We start from the raw sequence: 16,010 nt of genomic DNA, 5'->3' as shown, positions 1-16,010 counted from the left end.
GAAGGGATTTCTATTTCACAAAAATAAAAATTATGTACGTAGTAAAAAGAGACGGCCACAAAGAGCCAGTAATGTTCGACAAAATCACAGATAGAATTAAAAAACTATGCTATGGTTTGAACGATTTAGTTGATGCAGTAAAAGTTGCCATGCGTGTTATTGAAGGGTTATACGATGGTGTAACAACATCAGAATTAGATAATCTTGCGGCAGAAACCGCTGCTTCTATGACCATTTCGCACCCAGATTATGCTCAATTAGCAGCTCGAATTGCTATTTCTAATCTACATAAAAATACCAAAAAATCTTTCTCGGAAACAATGAACGATATGTTTCATTACGTAAATCCAAGAACCAACCAAGAAGCACCATTGCTTTCTGAAGAAGTTCATAAAGTAATTCAAGATAATGCTGAATTTTTAGACTCACATATTATATATAACCGCGATTTCAATTACGATTATTTCGGTTTCAAAACATTAGAACGATCTTATTTATTAAAAATTAACGGAAAAATCGTAGAAAGACCACAACACATGTTGATGCGTGTTTCGGTTGGAATTCACCTAAACGATTTGAAATCGGTTATTGAAACTTACGACTTAATGTCGAAAAAGTTCTTTACGCACGCAACACCAACATTGTTCAACGCTGGAACTCCAAAGCCACAAATGTCATCATGTTTCTTACTAACCATGAAAGACGACAGTATTGACGGAATTTATGACACATTGAAACAAACAGCTAAAATTTCGCAGTCAGCTGGTGGAATCGGATTATCTATTCACAATGTTCGTGCAACTGGATCCTATATTCGCGGCACAAACGGAACTTCTAACGGAATTGTTCCAATGTTGAGAGTTTTCAACGATACGGCACGTTATGTTGACCAGGGTGGTGGAAAAAGAAAAGGAAGTTTTGCAATTTACTTAGAAACTTGGCACGCTGATATTTTTGAATTTCTAGATTTGAAAAAAAATACAGGAAAAGAAGAAATGCGTGCAAGAGATTTATTCTTTGCTATGTGGACATCTGACTTGTTCATGAAACGTGTAGAAGAAAATGCTAATTGGACGTTAATGTGTCCAAACGAATGTCCAAAATTATGTGATGTTTATGGCGATGAATTTGAAGCATTATATACGTCGTATGAAACAGCAGGAAAAGGAAGAAAAACAGTCAAAGCTCGTGAACTTTGGGAAAAAATTCTAGAATCGCAAATCGAAACTGGAACCCCATATATGTTGTACAAAGATGCTGCAAACAGAAAATCGAATCAAAAAAACCTTGGAACAATTCGTTCATCAAACTTGTGTACCGAAATTATGGAGTACACTTCTGAAGATGAGATTGCAGTTTGTAACTTAGCTTCAATTTCGTTACCAATGTTTGTTGAAAATGGAAAATTCAACCACGAATTGTTATATAATGTAACAAAACGTGTAACTAGAAATTTAAATAAAGTAATCGACCGCAATTACTATCCAGTAAAAGAAGCCGAAAACTCAAATATGCGCCATCGTCCAGTTGGACTAGGTGTTCAAGGCTTGGCAGATGCTTTTATTATGCTACGTTTGCCTTTTACCAGTGATGAAGCTAAGCAAATGAACCAAGATATTTTTGAAACTATTTACTTTGCAGCTGTAACCGCTTCTATGGAAATGGCTAAAGAAGAAGGACCCTATTCATCTTTTGAAGGGTCGCCAATTTCGCAAGGTGAATTCCAATACAATCTTTGGGGATTAAAAGATGCTGATTTATCAGGAAGATGGGATTGGACAAGTTTGAGAAATGAAGTAATGGAAAACGGTGTAAGAAACTCACTTTTAATGGCGCCAATGCCAACCGCTTCAACATCACAAATTCTTGGAAACAACGAAGCTTTTGAACCCTATACTTCTAATATTTATACGCGTCGTGTGCTTTCTGGCGAATTTATCGTGGTAAACAAACATTTACTAAACGATTTAGTAGAAAGAGGATTATGGAATGAAACATTGAAACAAGAATTAATGAGAAACAACGGTTCTGTTCAAGATTTAGATATTCCGCAAGACTTGAAAGAATTGTACAAAACCGTTTGGGAAATGTCGATGAAAGATATTATCGATATGTCGCGTCATAGAGGTTACTTTATTGATCAATCGCAATCGTTGAACTTGTTTATGCAAGATGCTAATTATGCAAAATTGACTTCAATGCACTTTTACGCATGGAAAAGCGGCTTAAAAACAGGTATGTATTACCTAAGAACAAAAGCAGCGGTTGATGCTATCAAGTTTACATTAAACAATGATAAAAAAGCAGAACCACTAGCCGAAAAAGAAGCAGTTGCACTAGAAGTTGCCGCTCCAAATGAAACAGGCGAAATGACAGCAGAAGATTTTGCAGCAATGGTAGAAAGAGCAAGAAATGCTGGTCCAGATGATTGTGAAATGTGTGGGTCTTAGTAGTAAATTTTTAGATTTTAAATATAAACAGCTGTCTAAATGATAGCTGTTTTATTTTTTAATTATCTTTGAAAATCAAAAAAAAAACAATGGCAACAGAAAAAGGAGTTTACACAGGAATTATAGAAAAAGACAAAGATGGAAATTATTTTTGCGGAGAATATTTGTTAGATTATCAATACACAGAAGCAAGTTTTAAGTTAGGCGATAAAATAAATATCAAAACCGTAATTGCTAATCCTAGCGATAGAAGTTACAATCAGTATCCAAAGAAATCTAGAAATTTCTTTTTGGCAAATGATAAAAAGTAAATCAAAAGAATGTTTACTATGCCAGAATATCATGGAAAAGGTCACGCCAAAACAATTTTAAACAAACTAGAAAATTGGGTAAAAGAAGAAAAAGATTCAGTTTCTATTCTTGAAACAGGCTTTATGCAAAAAGATGCCATTCATTTGTATAAAAAAGTAGGTTATGAAGTCACAGAAAACTTCGAACAATATATAGGCGTTGAAAATAGCATTTGTATAAAAAAAAGAATAATTTTTTAATATTTCATAAATCAAAAATCGTTAATCTTCAATCAAAAATCATGATGAGCTGGGAACAACTTTTATCACTAAAACGTCAAGGCGACAAAGGCAAACGCTTGCGAATAGAACAAGACGACACACGATTAGGCTTTGAGGTTGATTATGACCGAATTATCTTTTCGGCAGCTTTTAGAAGTCTGCAAGATAAAACGCAAGTAATTCCAATGTCAAAAACCGATTTTGTTCATACAAGATTGACACATAGTTTAGAAGTTTCAGTTGTTGGACGTTCAATAGGAAGATTAGTTGGCAAAAAAATCATTGAAAAATATCCACATCTTAAAGAAATTCATGGTTATCAAGCTAATGATTTTGGTGCCATTGTAGCAGCAGCTTCGTTAGCTCACGATATCGGTAATCCACCATTTGGTCATTCAGGCGAAAAAGCAATTGGCGAATATTTTTCTATCGGAAAAGGACAAAAATACAAAGACCAATTAACCGATAAACAGTGGCAAGATTTAATAGATTTTGAAGGAAACGCCAACGGATTTTCAGTTCTAACAAGTTCTCGACCAGGAATTGAAGGTAGCATTCGATTGACTTATGCCGTTTTGGGCGCATTTATGAAATATCCAAAAGAAAGTTTACCAAAGAAACCAACTTCTAATATTTCTGATAAAAAATATGGTTTCTTTCAAACCGACAAAGATTTTTTCAAAGAAGTGGCAGATGAATTAGGTTTGATTCCAAATAAATCAGGAAATGATATTGGTTTTGAACGTCATCCGTTAGCTTATTTGGTAGAAGCAGCCGATGATATTTGCTACACCATAATCGATTTTGAAGACGGAATAAACCTTGGATTAGTTTCCGAAGATTATGCTTTGGAATATTTAATAAAATTGGTAAAAGATACAATTGATACAACTAAATATCAAACACTTACAACCAAAGAAGATAGAATAAGTTATTTGCGAGCTCTTGCCATAGGAAATTTGATAAACGATGCTGTAAGAGTGTTTGTAGAAAACGAAGAAGCTATTCTCAAAGGCGAATTTCTTTATGCTTTAACCGACAAAAGCAAATACAAAGCTCAAATTGACGATATTATAAAGTTAAGCGTAAAAAACATTTACCAAAGTCGAGAAGTGATAGAAAAAGAGCTTTCGGGCTATCAGATAATCAATAATTTATTAGATAAATTCATAACTGCATACAATAACAATTATGAAGGAAAAGCAACTAATTATGATAAACTATTGTTAAAAATTCTACCCGAAAAATACCATTTAGAAAAAGAAACTCTTTACGAAAGATTACTGCATATTTGCCACTTTATCTCCATGCTTACAGATGGAAAAGCCGTTTTATATAATCAAATAGTTACTGCTTAATAGCTGTAACTGTTAATATTTAATGGTTTTTTTTGAAATCTAATAAAATTAAATTAAGTTTGTTTTCCAAAAAAATTATATAAGATGAAAAAAATTACACTATTAACTGCGTTTTTATTCAGTTTAGTTGCTGTTTCGCAAACTACACAACAAAAAATTCAGTCCTATCTAGATGCCAATGTAGCACGATATGGAATTACAAAACAAGACGCTTCAGATTGGCAAATCGAGAGCGAAGTTCCAGGTGCTGGAACAGGTATTACAAGTATTCACTTTACACAAAGACATCAAGAAATACCTGTTTTTAATGCACAATCTGTTGCTTGGATAAAAAACAACCAAGTAATTAATGTTGTCAATAATTTCCAAAATAATGTAGCGGCAAGAGTTAATACTACAACTCCTACGTTGACTGTTTTACAAGGTATTTCAGCAGTTTATGCTAAATTAGGAATTACTCAAACACCAACATTTACAATTGCAGAAACAAAGAACAGTAAATCATTCATGCTTTCCGATGGTCTTAATGAAGACTTGGTAACAGCTAAATTGGTTTACCAAATCATGCCAAACAATAGTTTAAAATTGGCTTGGTACTATCAGTTCTATACACCAGATGGAAAAAATCTTTGGGATTTAAGAATCGATGCTTTAAATGGTTCAATACTTGAGAAAAAAGATTTAGTAATTTCATGTGCATTTGGCGGAAACCACAGATACCACAATCATGACACTCACAAAACAGAAAAAAACTTCAGTTTTGTAAATAAAGCATTTAAAGCTTCTAACTCTTCTTTGGCAGCAGCGCCAGCTGGAACATATAGAGCGATTCCTTATAATTTTATAAGTCCTAATCACAGTCCTTTTGAATTGATTACTACAGAAGGAAATGCATTAGCTTCGCCAAACGGATGGCATGATGCTAACACTATAGGAGGTACTACAGCTTCTTTAAAATTTACTTATAGTAGAGGTAACAACGTTTTAGCTCAAGAAGATGCAGATGGTAACAATGGGACAGGATTAAGAGCAGAGGGCGGAGCGTCTTTAAATTTTAATTTCCCATTTGTTAATGGAGTTGGGCAAACATTACAACCAACGGCTTATACCAATGCTGCACTTACCAACTTATTTTACATGAATAATATCATGCATGATGTTTGGTACCAATATGGTTTTACCGAGGTAGCCGGTAATTTTCAACAAAACAATCTTGGAAGAGGCGGAACAACCTCTGCAACAGGTGATGCGGTTTTTGCTGACGGACAAGACGGATGGAGTCAAACAACACCAACATTAGATAATGCTAATTTTGCAACTCCTAATGATGGTGGAAGACCTAGAATGCAGATGTTTATGTGGACAACTGGCGCACCACCAACTAATTTTATTCAAGTAAATTCACCTGCGGCAATTGCTGGACCAAGAGCAGCTACAACAAATGTTTTTGAAGGGACAGATAGAATTCCTGTTCCAATTGCACCTAATGGTATTACAGCAGATTTAGCTTTGTTTAATAATGCACAATTGGATCCAACTTTTAGTGGGCATAGTGCTTGTCAAGAAGTAACAAATGCATTTGATTTAGATCAAAAAATTGTTCTTGTAAGAAGAGGCGGTTGCTTTTTTAGCAACAAGGTAAAAAGAGCTCAAGATGCAGGAGCATTAGCGGTTATTATGATGGACAGTATTCCTAATAATCCTCAGAGACTTTCGATGAGTTCAACCGGAATTTTAGGTATCAATATACCAGCAGTTTTTGTAACAAAAGAAATTGGCGATGTATTACAGGCTGCTGTTGAAGCCGGTACCGTTAATGTTAAATTAGAAGTTCCAGCAGATTTATATTTATATGCTGACGGAAGTTTTGATAATGGAGTTATTAGTCATGAATATGGACACGGTATTTCTAATAAATTAATTGGCGGACCAACTAATTCATCGTGTATGACTAATTATGAGCAAATGGGAGAAGGATGGTCAGATTGGTTTAGCATGATGATGCAACTAAAAACCGGAGCAACTGCAACAGACAATGTATATATTGGAACTTATGTAATAAATGAGGAAAATAATGTTGGGCCAGGATTAAGAGAGTTCCCTTACACTACTGATATGAATATTAACCCAAGAACGCTTAATAGTTCAAATGAACCTATACCTGCAGATCCTGCAAATACTAGTTACAGATATGTAGTTGGTGAAACTTGGGCAACAGTAATGTGGGATTTAACATGGGCATACATTAATAAATATGGTTATGATCCAAACATTTACACTGGTACAGGAGGTAATAATAAAGTAATGAAATTAGCACTTGATGCATTAAAATTGCAAGCATGTAATACTGCTTCAATGGTAAGTGGAAGAGATAATCTTTTTGCGGCCGATCAAGCTACTACAGGAGGACAAGACTATTGTATGATTGCAGAGGTATTCAGAAGAAGAGGTTTAGGTTTAAACGCAACTTCTGGAAGCGCAAATGATTCTGGTGACCAAGTTGAAGATTTTACAGCTTTCCCTCCAGGACCAAATTGTACATTAGCGGTTGATTATTTCAATAATGAGGGAATGATTAATGTTTCTCCAAATCCTTCAAATGGTGTCTTTAATGTAAGAATTAATAAATTCTCAGGTAAAGTAACTATGCAAGTAGTTGATATCAATGGAAGAATAGTATTGAGTCAAACAGATGCTGATTTCAACAATGAAGCAACAATCGATTTAAGCGCATTCCAATCTGGTATTTATATCTTGAAAGTGAATGCTAATAATCTTAATTATACGGAGAAATTAATTAAAAACTAATTTTTCAATATTATAAATCAAAGCCGATAGCGAAAGTTATCGGCTTTTTTTGTAACATTTTTTAATTTTTATTACTTATTATTTTAAAATACTTATTTTTACACAAATAAAACCAACCAATAACATGAAAACCAAATTATTACTTATCTGTTCGTTTTTGTTATTTATCTCGACTTATGCTCAAAATAAATCAACCAAAAACTTACCAAAAAAAGGTAAAACAACAAAATTTATTGCTCAAAAACCTGATGCAAAAACACTTGAGCTAAGAAAGTGTCACGAAGAAAACCTTGAGAAAAGTCCTTTTAAGAAAACTTTAGAGTTGTCAAAAAAGGAAAGAAGAGCTATGGGAATTCCACCCAATAAATACTTTGAAACTGAGTGGGAACTAACCATGAATCCTGAAACTGGAAAACCTGATACTCAAAACCTTAAAGAGCTTAGAAAAAAACTTCTAAAAGACAGAGAAGAATTAGCAGGTAGAACACCTGGTGATGGAGTTGACAATAACTGGATAGAAAGAGGACCAACAAACGTAGGTGGAAGAACAAGAGCAGTTATGTTTGATCCAAATGACGCAACCAATGAAACTGTTTTTGCTGGTGGCGTAAGTGGCGGTTTATGGAAAAACACCAATATTTCTAATCCAAATTCAGTTTGGGCAAGAGTAGGTATTCCTGAAAATTTAGCAGTATCATGTATTACTGTTGACCCGAATAATTCAAATGTTTTTTATGTAGGTACAGGCGAATCATACGTAGGTGGCGATGTTAATGGCGATGGAGTATGGAAATCAACTGACGGAGGAGCAACATGGTCAAATATTTTTGGTGGAATTTCGGCTCCAATATATTTTGACAATGCTTCAAATCTTACAGTGAATTCACCTTCAACTATTGCAGGAAGTTTTATAATGGTTGAATCTAGTGTAGCTTTTGATTCGGCACCCGCAATAAGTTCTCCAGTTACAGGAGAAATCATATTAGCAGATGATGGAACAACTTTTCCAACAGAAGGATGTAGTGCTTTTGTTAATTCAGGCGCAATGGCTGGTAAAATTGCACTTGTCAGAAGAGGAACATGTAATTTTACAGTTAAAGTTAAAAATGCACAATTAGCAGGTGCTATTGCCGTAATAATTATGAATAATAATACTGACGCGCCTTTTTCAATGGGTGGAACAGATACAACTATTACGATTCCTTCTGTAATGATTACACAAGTCGATGGCAACATGTTACAGAATGCCTTATTATCTGGAACAGTAAACGTTTCTTTAAATCCATCAAACGGAAACTTCACAGGTTATATGTTACCTGGAGTTCAACATGTAAACGCAATAAAAATTAGAAATAATGCTGGAACATCTGAGATATATGTTGCTGCTGGAGATAGTTTCTATAGCGCATCAGGTTCAACAACATATCTTGGCGGTACGACTTATGGTTTGTACAAGTCTTTAGATAATGGTACAACTTGGTCTGAAGTTTCACTTCCACTAACCTCAAATGGCAAAAAACATTGTCCAAATGATATTGAATTTGGAGCTGATAATAAGATATGGCTATCAACAATAAACAGTACGGTTTGGGAAGACGGTGGTGGAAAGATTTTTTCTTCAACTGACGGGAATACTTTTGTTTTAAAACATCAAATAGCCAATGCAGACAGAACTCAAATAGCAGTATCTTCAACAGTTCCTGATAAAGTATATGCTTTAGCAGAAGTAAGCATCCCAACACCTGCTACAGAAACAGTTTCTATAATAAGTACAACAGATGGTTTTGCAACCGCTCCTACTGTCTTGGCATTACCAGATGATCCAGATAGTGGTATTCCTGCAAATGATTTTACACGTGGTCAAGCAGGGTATGATCTAGTAATCGAGGTTGATCCATCTAATGATCAAAAGTTATTTGTTGGTGGAATTAACATTTTTGATTCTACAAATGGAGGAACATCATGGGTAAGAAAATCAGATTGGACAGGAAATGTTCTTCAAGAAGTCCACGCCGACCAACATGTAGCTTCTTTTGCTCCAGGTGCTCCAAACAAAATGGTTTTCGGAAACGATGGTGGTGTTTATTTCAGTAATGATGGAGGAAACACAATTTCCGCTAGGAATAATGGATTTAATGTTACACAATTTTATAGTTTAGGAGTTGCTCCAACCACTAATGGTATGCCTGGAGATAATTTTGTTGCGGGTGCTCAAGACAATGGATCACAAATGTTTTTAAATGCTTCACCAGGGCAAAATGCTTCAGTTGAGGTGCAAGGTGGTGATGGTGCTTATTCAATGTTTGACCAAGACGGTGTTGATCAATATAGAATTACTAATTATGTTTATAATAACACGATAAGGTTATTTAATTATGTTACTGGTGTTGCAAGAAGTATCAATACTGAATCTGCTGTGCCTGGAAATGGGTCATTTATTAATCCGATGACCTTAGATTCTAGTAAAGATATTTTGTATTCAGAATATTTTACAAATCCAAATTATAGAATTAGAAGATATAAAAACGTTAAATCGGGTGCAATCCAAAAAGCACTACTATCAAATCCAATTATGAATAGTGCAGCAACTGCATTAACAGTTTGTCCTTATACATCTACAACATCTACTTCTACATTGCTAATTGGCACTAGAAATGGAAGGCTAATAAAGGTTGAAAATGCAGATAATGGTACAACTACTGCTGGCGCTGCAATAGTATGGTCAAATATTGCTGGATCCGGCTTTGTTGGCAGTGTTTCTGATGTAGAATACGGAAATTCTCAAAATGAAATTTTTGTAACCATGCATAATTACAATGTAGTTAGTATTTGGTACACAGCCGATGGTGGTGTAACTTGGCAAAATAAAGAAGGTAATTTCCCTGATATTCCTGTAAAAGCGGTTTTGAGAAATCCATTAAATGTTGATGAAGTTATTATTGGAACTGAACTAGGGGTTTGGTACACTAATACTTTTAATACCGCTTCTCCAATTTGGGTTCAATCGTACAATGGAATGAGTAACGTAAAAGTGACGGATTTAGATTTAAGAAATGATAATGTAGTTTATGCAGCAACTTATGGTAGAGGAATTTTCTCAGGTGCATTTACTGCTCCATCTCTTTCAACCATTAATTTTGAAAATACTAACGCAGTGGTTGTCTCTCCTAATCCTTCTAATGGTTTGTATTCAATCCAAATTAAAGATAATTCATCAAGAGTTACTGTTAAAGTTGTAGATATAAATGGTAAAGAAGTTTTTAGCAAAAATGATGTTTATGCGGATCAAATTAAATCAATAGATTTAAGTAATTTACAATCTGGTGTTTACATTCTTAATGTTAATGGACAAAAATTAAACTACACTGAGAAATTAATTAAAAACTAATTTTTTCAATTATATAAATCAAAACCGATAGCGAAAGTTATCGGTTTTTTTTAATTGTTTCAAAAACAAAAGACGCTCATGAAATATATCATGAACGTCTTTCCCAAAACCTCAAAACAAAACTTAACTAACTCAAAACAATTTTATATTTACTATAACGTAGTCTAATTATGTGTATTGTATTGAATTTCATAAAATTAAGTTAAAATTAAATACTAACTCTTTTCTAAGTGTATTTCTAATATTTTAACTATTTTTGGTAAGAGTAAAATTTAATAATAATAGATTCCTACGGAATGACAAAATTGAATAAATATCCAAAATTTGCAGTAATCGGCGGTGGAAGTTGGGCTACAGCAATAGCAAAAATGCTGTGTGTTAATCTTGACGAAATTGCTTGGTATATGCGAAATCAATCGGCAATTGATCACATAAAATCGCAAAAACACAATCCTAATTATTTGAGTTCAGTAGAGTTTGATACTAACAAACTAAAATTAACTTCTGATATTAACGAAGCGGTTGCTTATGCTGATTATATCATTTTTGCTATTCCTTCGGCTTTTTTAAGCACAGAATTAGAAAAACTAACCGTAAGCCTAAAAGACAAAGTTATCTTCTCTGCAATCAAAGGAATTGTGCCTGAAACGTTTTTGATTGTTGGCGAACATTTCAATAAACAATATAATATTCCATTTGAAAATATTGGTGTTATAACAGGACCTTGTCACGCAGAAGAAGTCGCTTTAGAAAGACTTTCCTATCTAACAATTGCCTGCGGTGATTCAGAAAAAGCAAAAATAGTTGCTAATGTTCTTGCTGGAAATTATATAAAAACTAAAATTTCTGATGATATTATTGGTACTGAATACGCAGCAATGCTAAAAAATATTTATGCAATCGCAGCTGGAATTGCTCATGGTTTGGGTTATGGCGACAATTTCCAATCGGTGATTATGAGTAATGCTATTCGTGAGATGAAAAAGTTCATCAGAAAAGTGCACAAAATGAAGCGTAACATCAATAATTCGGCTTATTTGGGCGATCTATTAGTTACTGGATATTCTGTGTTTTCTAGAAATAGAATGTTCGGAAATATGATAGGCAAAGGTTATACCGTAAAATCTGCTATGATGGAAATGAGTATGGTAGCCGAAGGATATTATGCTGTGAAAAGCGCCTATAAATTAAACCAAGAATACAAAGCCAAAACGCCAATAATAGATGCTGTTTATGAAATTTTATATGAAGGTAAAGATGCCAAAAGCACCTTCAAAAAACTAACCGATAAATTAGATTAATAGTAGCGAAAAATGGCTAGTGTTTGAGGATTGTTTATGGTTGTTTTCATGATGCTATTCAAACTTAAAGAAAAATCTTTTGCCCAACAATTTTCTGAGCAAAATTTCTACATTAGAGCTGTTTCATTTATACTTATTAGAATATATGTTTTCGGCTACTTCAATTGGAATTCCAAAAACAAAAGAGAAAATAATCAGTAATTATCTAACAATAACACCATCAACAAATAGAATAGGAACTTCTTCTACATAATCTGGTGTGATGGATTGTGCTATAAAAATAAACTTTTTATCGTATAAAGTGTTTCCGATAAAATAAGTAACCATAAATTCGTTGTTGAGTTGCAAAACGCTTTTTTCAACCATTTCAACTTTAACAACAGAAACAGCTGGCACTTGCATAAATGCGTGGCGAAGTAGCGAAGTTTTTTTCATTTCGCCATCAATAGTTCCGAAGGCTTTAGAAACCACCATTACGCTATCTAAATTGAAATCAGAATCGTTTACTAGATATACATACCAAACTTTTTCCATAAAATCATCGCTCCATTCTTGAACGGCGGCAAGGAATACATTTTCTACAGTTGGAATTGTTATATCTGATTTCATTTTTTAAAATTAATAGTAACCATGAAGAGCGCAAAGAATGCACGAAGTACACAAAACTTAGTGAGCTTTGCTAAAAAACTTTATGCTTTTTGTGGTTAAAAAAATTATATACTTGATTTAAATTGCTCTAAGAAACGAACATCATTTTCATAGAACATTCTAATATCGCCAATTTGATAAAGCAACATGGCAATACGTTCAATTCCCATTCCAAAGGCGAATCCGTTGTATTCATCTGGATTTATACCGCAGTTTTTTAGAACGTTTGGATCTACCATTCCGCAGCCCATAATTTCTAACCAACCTGTTCCTTTAGTAATTCGGTAATCTGTTTCGGTTTTTAATCCCCAATAAATATCTACTTCGGCACTTGGTTCAGTGAAAGGAAAATATGACGGACGCAAACGAATTTTAGATTTTCCGAACATTTCTTTGGTGAAATATAACAAAGTTTGCTTTAAGTCGGCAAAAGAAACGTCTTTGTCTATATACAAACCTTCTACTTGGTGAAAAATACAGTGAGAACGTGATGAAACTGCTTCGTTACGGAAAACTCTTCCTGGAGAAATAGTACGAATTGGTGGTTTATTATTTTCCATATAACGCACTTGCACTGATGAGGTATGTGTTCTCAACAAAACATCAGGATTGGTTTGGATGAAAAAAGTATCTTGCATATCACGAGCCGGATGGTATTCTGGCAAGTTTAACGCAGTGAAATTATGCCAATCGTCTTCAATTTCTGGTCCTTCAGAAACATTGAATCCTATGGTTGAAAAAATATCAATAATTTGGTTTTTTACTAACGAAATAGGATGACGAGAACCAATTTGAATTGGCTCACCAGGACGAGATAAATCGCCATAAAAACCTTTTACTTCTTCTTTGCTTTCTAACTCTTCTTGAATGGTTTTTACTTTTTCTTCGGCAACAGCTTTAAGCGTATTGATTACTTGCCCGAAGTCTTTCTTTTGGTCGTTTGGAATGTTTTTGAACTCATTAAAAAGTTCTTTCAACAAACCTTTACTTCCTAAATATTTAATTCGGAATTGCTCTAATGCTTCTTTGTTTTTTTCGTTGAAGGCTTTGGCTTCTTCAATATGTTCTTTAATCTTATCTATCATCGTTCGTTCTTTGAAGGTGCAAATTTAGTGAAAAAGTTGGAAGTTGGAAGTTGGAAGTTGGAAGTTTTTTCAAAGAAATCAGAAATCTAAATTCGTTAATCAACAATCGTTAATCAATAAGTTCTTTTTCGAGAAAGTAATTCACGATGGCTTCTTTCATTAGTACAGATTGTTCGCCTGCTTTTAGTGGTGGCAATTCTTCTTTTACTCGATAATGTGGCCAACCTTCTTTGTCAACATAGTCAAATTCGTAATAGCCATAAGGTTCTAATAATCGGCAGATGGCAATGTGCATTAAGTCGAGCTTTTCGTCTTTTTTGAATTGATTATGTACTTTTCCCAGTTCTTGTAAGCCAATTAAGTATATAATGGCATCCAAATCTAAATCTTCTCCTTGAGAAAATTGATTGGAAAGGATTTGCACTAAGTTTTCCCAGCGTTCTTTAAGTTGTGTATCTCTAGACATGTAATTTCAGATTGAAGTATAACGGTTTTTGATTTCAAATTTTAAAAAAGAACCGCAAACTTTTTGCAAATATAGTTTATCAATACTGAAATTTTGGAATTTGTCCCGATGTTTCAGGATTGACTTTTGAAATTTCAGCTATATTTGTTGCTTAAAAAAATGATTTATGGATTTTATTGATATTGTTTTAGCAGGATTACTTGGTTTTAGTGCTTATAAAGGATTTAAAAATGGACTTTTTGTAGAATTAGCTTCTCTTATTTCTTTTTTTATTGGAGTTTATATTGCCGTGAAATTCTCTTATGTTGTTGGTGCTTTTATTGGCGAAAGCAAATCGGCTAAAGTGGCTGCTTTTGTAATTACTTTGATAGGTGTCATTTATGGAATCCATTTATTGGCCAAAGTTTTTTCGGGGATAGCTAATTTTGCTTTTTTAGGTTGGTTGAATAAACTCGGTGGAGCTTTTTCTGCAATTTTAAAAACAACTTTATTACTAGGAATCGTTTTGAGTTTGTTTCAAAAAGTCAATATTAATGACGCATTAGTGTATAAAGAAACTCAAGAGAAATCATTATTTTTCAATCCAATTTTGAAAACGTCTGAATTTATGTTACCCGTTTTAACCGATTGGTTTAAAGACTTGAAAGAGAAAATTTAGTTAGCAAAACTCAGAAAACTAAATGAGATTTCTACAGAATGACAAATTGTAAACTACTTAATTTCTTTAATAGCTCCATCTTCAATCCAACCTGTAGTTTGGTCTGATAGCTGTACTTTTTTCCAGTTGGCGATACTTTCTAAAACATAGACTTTTGTTCCTTCGTGGATAGTAACAACTGCTGTTGCAGTGTTTCTTGGTTCGTTTTTTAGTTCGGTAAATTCTGCAAAAACAATGGCAGGTTTTTCGCTTTCAGTATATTTTTTTTGATAAATAGAAGAAATTACACTTAGCAAAAGTAAAAATCCAATAAAAAACATTCCAAAAAAGAAAATACGTTTGTATAAAGTTAAACTCGAAAAATAATAGCCTGCAAAAAAAGCCAAAAACAAAAATGCTAAGAAAATAGAAACTTTTGCCCAACCGTCATAATGAAAAGTATCGGTTAGGTTAAAAAGCAGTTTTTCAAAACCTACTTTGGGTGTTTCTTTTACTTCATCAATGGTTAGTTTTTGCGCAAATTTTAAATTATTTTGAATTTCAGAATCATTTGGATTTAATACTAATGCTTTTTCATAATTGTAAATCGCTGGCGCTACTTTGTTGAGTTTGTAATAGCAATTTGCCAAATTAAAATACAATTCGGAGGATTCTTTTCCTGATTGCAAGATGCTTTCATAGTTATTGATTGCTTCTTGGTATTTTTCTTTTTGATACAATTGATTTCCTTTTTCAAAAGCGTTTTGTGCTAGTGAAATATTGAAAATTAGTAGAAATAAATAAAGTACGTTTTTCATTATCAGTTATTTTAACCACGAAGGACACAAAGAAGGCGCAAAGTTCACAAAGTTTTAAAGTGAACCATTTATAACTCTTCGTACTCCATTTTTTAATAATTTTACATTAAAATTTACAAGCAATCCCAATTTACAATTAGCAAGCTTTAAATAAGTTAGTAATTGTGCTAGATGAACATCATTTAATGCTTCCACAGATTTTATTTCAACTATAAACTTATCTTCAATTAGTATATCAATTCTATAACCTACATCCATTTTTACTTCTTCATAGATTAATGGAAGTGCCTTTTGTTTTTCAATTTTTAAGTTTGACTTTTTCAGTTCATAATATAAACATTCTTCATAAGCACTTTCTAATAAGCCCGGACCTAAAACTTTATGCACCTTTAAAGCTGCTTCAAAAACAATTTTCGATATTTCCTCTTCTATAATCATTTTATAAAATTTGAACTTTTTCACTAAGAACACCAAAAAAA

At 33.3% G+C, this 16,010-nt stretch carries 13 protein-coding genes; 8 read left to right on the top strand and 5 right to left on the bottom strand.

Translation table 11 applies throughout. The annotated features are described in order from the left end of the window. The first annotated feature begins 32 nt into the window (after positions 1 to 32). The 7 genes from ACIQ66_RS06670 (at position 33) to ACIQ66_RS06640 (ending at position 11,877) form a co-directional block, all read left to right on the top strand. Positions 33 to 2,450 carry a ribonucleoside-diphosphate reductase subunit alpha gene (locus tag ACIQ66_RS06670; protein WP_396212015.1) on the top strand — a complete coding sequence of 806 codons (2,418 nt, stop codon included), beginning with the start codon at positions 33 to 35 and terminating at the stop codon, positions 2,448 to 2,450. 89 nt (positions 2,451 to 2,539) lie between these two features. After that, positions 2,540 to 2,761, top strand: coding sequence for a hypothetical protein (locus tag ACIQ66_RS06665; protein WP_298179841.1), 222 nt, complete (start codon positions 2,540 to 2,542; stop codon positions 2,759 to 2,761). A 9-nt stretch (positions 2,762 to 2,770) separates the two neighbouring features. After that, positions 2,771 to 3,001, top strand: coding sequence for a GNAT family N-acetyltransferase (locus tag ACIQ66_RS06660; RefSeq protein ID WP_396212014.1), 231 nt, complete (start codon positions 2,771 to 2,773; stop codon positions 2,999 to 3,001). A gap of 44 nt (positions 3,002 to 3,045) precedes the next feature. Beyond that, the gene (locus ACIQ66_RS06655; protein WP_396212033.1) at positions 3,046 to 4,380 is read left to right on the top strand and encodes a deoxyguanosinetriphosphate triphosphohydrolase; all 1,335 of its coding nucleotides are present in this window, start codon (positions 3,046 to 3,048) and stop codon (positions 4,378 to 4,380) included. A gap of 84 nt (positions 4,381 to 4,464) precedes the next feature. After that, the gene (locus tag ACIQ66_RS06650; protein WP_396212013.1) at positions 4,465 to 7,188 is read left to right on the top strand and encodes a T9SS-dependent M36 family metallopeptidase; all 2,724 of its coding nucleotides are present in this window, start codon (positions 4,465 to 4,467) and stop codon (positions 7,186 to 7,188) included. Between the two features lie 124 nt (positions 7,189 to 7,312). Further along, positions 7,313 to 10,576 (top strand): PA domain-containing protein, encoded by a 3,264-nt coding sequence (locus tag ACIQ66_RS06645; protein ID WP_396212012.1) that lies wholly within the window; start codon positions 7,313 to 7,315, stop codon positions 10,574 to 10,576. A 305-nt stretch (positions 10,577 to 10,881) separates the two neighbouring features. Next, positions 10,882 to 11,877: an NAD(P)H-dependent glycerol-3-phosphate dehydrogenase gene (locus ACIQ66_RS06640; RefSeq protein ID WP_396212011.1), complete on the top strand. Its 996-nt coding sequence runs from the start codon at positions 10,882 to 10,884 to the stop codon at positions 11,875 to 11,877. 201 nt (positions 11,878 to 12,078) lie between these two features. Here the strand turns inward: ACIQ66_RS06640 and ACIQ66_RS06635 are convergent, their stop codons facing one another. The 3 genes from ACIQ66_RS06635 to ACIQ66_RS06625 all read right to left on the bottom strand — a co-directional run bounded on the left by ACIQ66_RS06635 (position 12,079) and on the right by ACIQ66_RS06625 (position 14,076). Then, positions 12,079 to 12,486 carry a hypothetical protein gene (locus ACIQ66_RS06635; RefSeq protein WP_396212010.1) on the bottom strand — a complete coding sequence of 136 codons (408 nt, stop codon included), beginning with the start codon at positions 12,484 to 12,486 and terminating at the stop codon, positions 12,079 to 12,081. A gap of 104 nt (positions 12,487 to 12,590) precedes the next feature. After that, entirely contained in the window at positions 12,591 to 13,610 is a 1,020-nt protein-coding gene (gene pheS, locus ACIQ66_RS06630) for a phenylalanine--tRNA ligase subunit alpha (RefSeq protein WP_298179858.1), read from the bottom strand. Positions 13,611 to 13,719: 109 nt separating this feature from the next. Beyond that, positions 13,720 to 14,076 carry a hypothetical protein gene (locus tag ACIQ66_RS06625; RefSeq protein ID WP_396212009.1) on the bottom strand — a complete coding sequence of 119 codons (357 nt, stop codon included), beginning with the start codon at positions 14,074 to 14,076 and terminating at the stop codon, positions 13,720 to 13,722. A 166-nt stretch (positions 14,077 to 14,242) separates the two neighbouring features. On the opposite strand from ACIQ66_RS06625, the gene ACIQ66_RS06620 reads away from it, so the two are divergent. Then, positions 14,243 to 14,734: a CvpA family protein gene (locus ACIQ66_RS06620; protein ID WP_396212008.1), complete on the top strand. Its 492-nt coding sequence runs from the start codon at positions 14,243 to 14,245 to the stop codon at positions 14,732 to 14,734. 53 nt (positions 14,735 to 14,787) lie between these two features. Here the strand turns inward: ACIQ66_RS06620 and ACIQ66_RS06615 are convergent, their stop codons facing one another. Together ACIQ66_RS06615 and ACIQ66_RS06610 are read right to left on the bottom strand one after the other, a co-directional pair. Beyond that, positions 14,788 to 15,531: a tetratricopeptide repeat protein gene (locus ACIQ66_RS06615; RefSeq protein ID WP_396212007.1), complete on the bottom strand. Its 744-nt coding sequence runs from the start codon at positions 15,529 to 15,531 to the stop codon at positions 14,788 to 14,790. Positions 15,532 to 15,585: 54 nt separating this feature from the next. After that, complete coding sequence (locus ACIQ66_RS06610; RefSeq protein WP_396212006.1) at positions 15,586 to 15,969, bottom strand: GxxExxY protein; 384 nt, start codon at positions 15,967 to 15,969, stop codon at positions 15,586 to 15,588. Positions 15,970 to 16,010: the final 41 nt, after the last annotated feature.

This window comes from Flavobacterium sp., assembly GCF_044377315.1.
Classification (GTDB): Bacteria; Bacteroidota; Bacteroidia; order Flavobacteriales; family Flavobacteriaceae; genus Flavobacterium.
The sequence above is the reverse complement of the archived record's forward strand: the minus strand, read 5'-3'. Positions and strand labels throughout refer to the sequence as shown.

Excerpts from the sequence above, each read along its gene's own strand:
- ACIQ66_RS06670 (WP_396212015.1), top strand. The coding sequence starts at position 33 with ATGTACGTAGTAAAAAGAGACGGCCACAAAGAGCCAGTAATGTTCGAC.
- ACIQ66_RS06665 (WP_298179841.1), top strand. The coding sequence starts at position 2,540 with ATGGCAACAGAAAAAGGAGTTTACACAGGAATTATAGAAAAAGACAAA.
- ACIQ66_RS06660 (WP_396212014.1), top strand. The coding sequence starts at position 2,771 with ATGTTTACTATGCCAGAATATCATGGAAAAGGTCACGCCAAAACAATT.
- ACIQ66_RS06655 (WP_396212033.1), top strand. The coding sequence starts at position 3,046 with ATGAGCTGGGAACAACTTTTATCACTAAAACGTCAAGGCGACAAAGGC.
- ACIQ66_RS06650 (WP_396212013.1), top strand. The coding sequence starts at position 4,465 with ATGAAAAAAATTACACTATTAACTGCGTTTTTATTCAGTTTAGTTGCT.
- ACIQ66_RS06645 (WP_396212012.1), top strand. The coding sequence starts at position 7,313 with ATGAAAACCAAATTATTACTTATCTGTTCGTTTTTGTTATTTATCTCG.
- ACIQ66_RS06635 (WP_396212010.1), bottom strand. The coding sequence starts at position 12,486 with ATGAAATCAGATATAACAATTCCAACTGTAGAAAATGTATTCCTTGCC.
- pheS (WP_298179858.1), bottom strand. The coding sequence starts at position 13,610 with ATGATAGATAAGATTAAAGAACATATTGAAGAAGCCAAAGCCTTCAAC.
- ACIQ66_RS06625 (WP_396212009.1), bottom strand. The coding sequence starts at position 14,076 with ATGTCTAGAGATACACAACTTAAAGAACGCTGGGAAAACTTAGTGCAA.
- ACIQ66_RS06620 (WP_396212008.1), top strand. The coding sequence starts at position 14,243 with ATGGATTTTATTGATATTGTTTTAGCAGGATTACTTGGTTTTAGTGCT.
- ACIQ66_RS06615 (WP_396212007.1), bottom strand. The coding sequence starts at position 15,531 with ATGAAAAACGTACTTTATTTATTTCTACTAATTTTCAATATTTCACTA.
- ACIQ66_RS06610 (WP_396212006.1), bottom strand. The coding sequence starts at position 15,969 with ATGATTATAGAAGAGGAAATATCGAAAATTGTTTTTGAAGCAGCTTTA.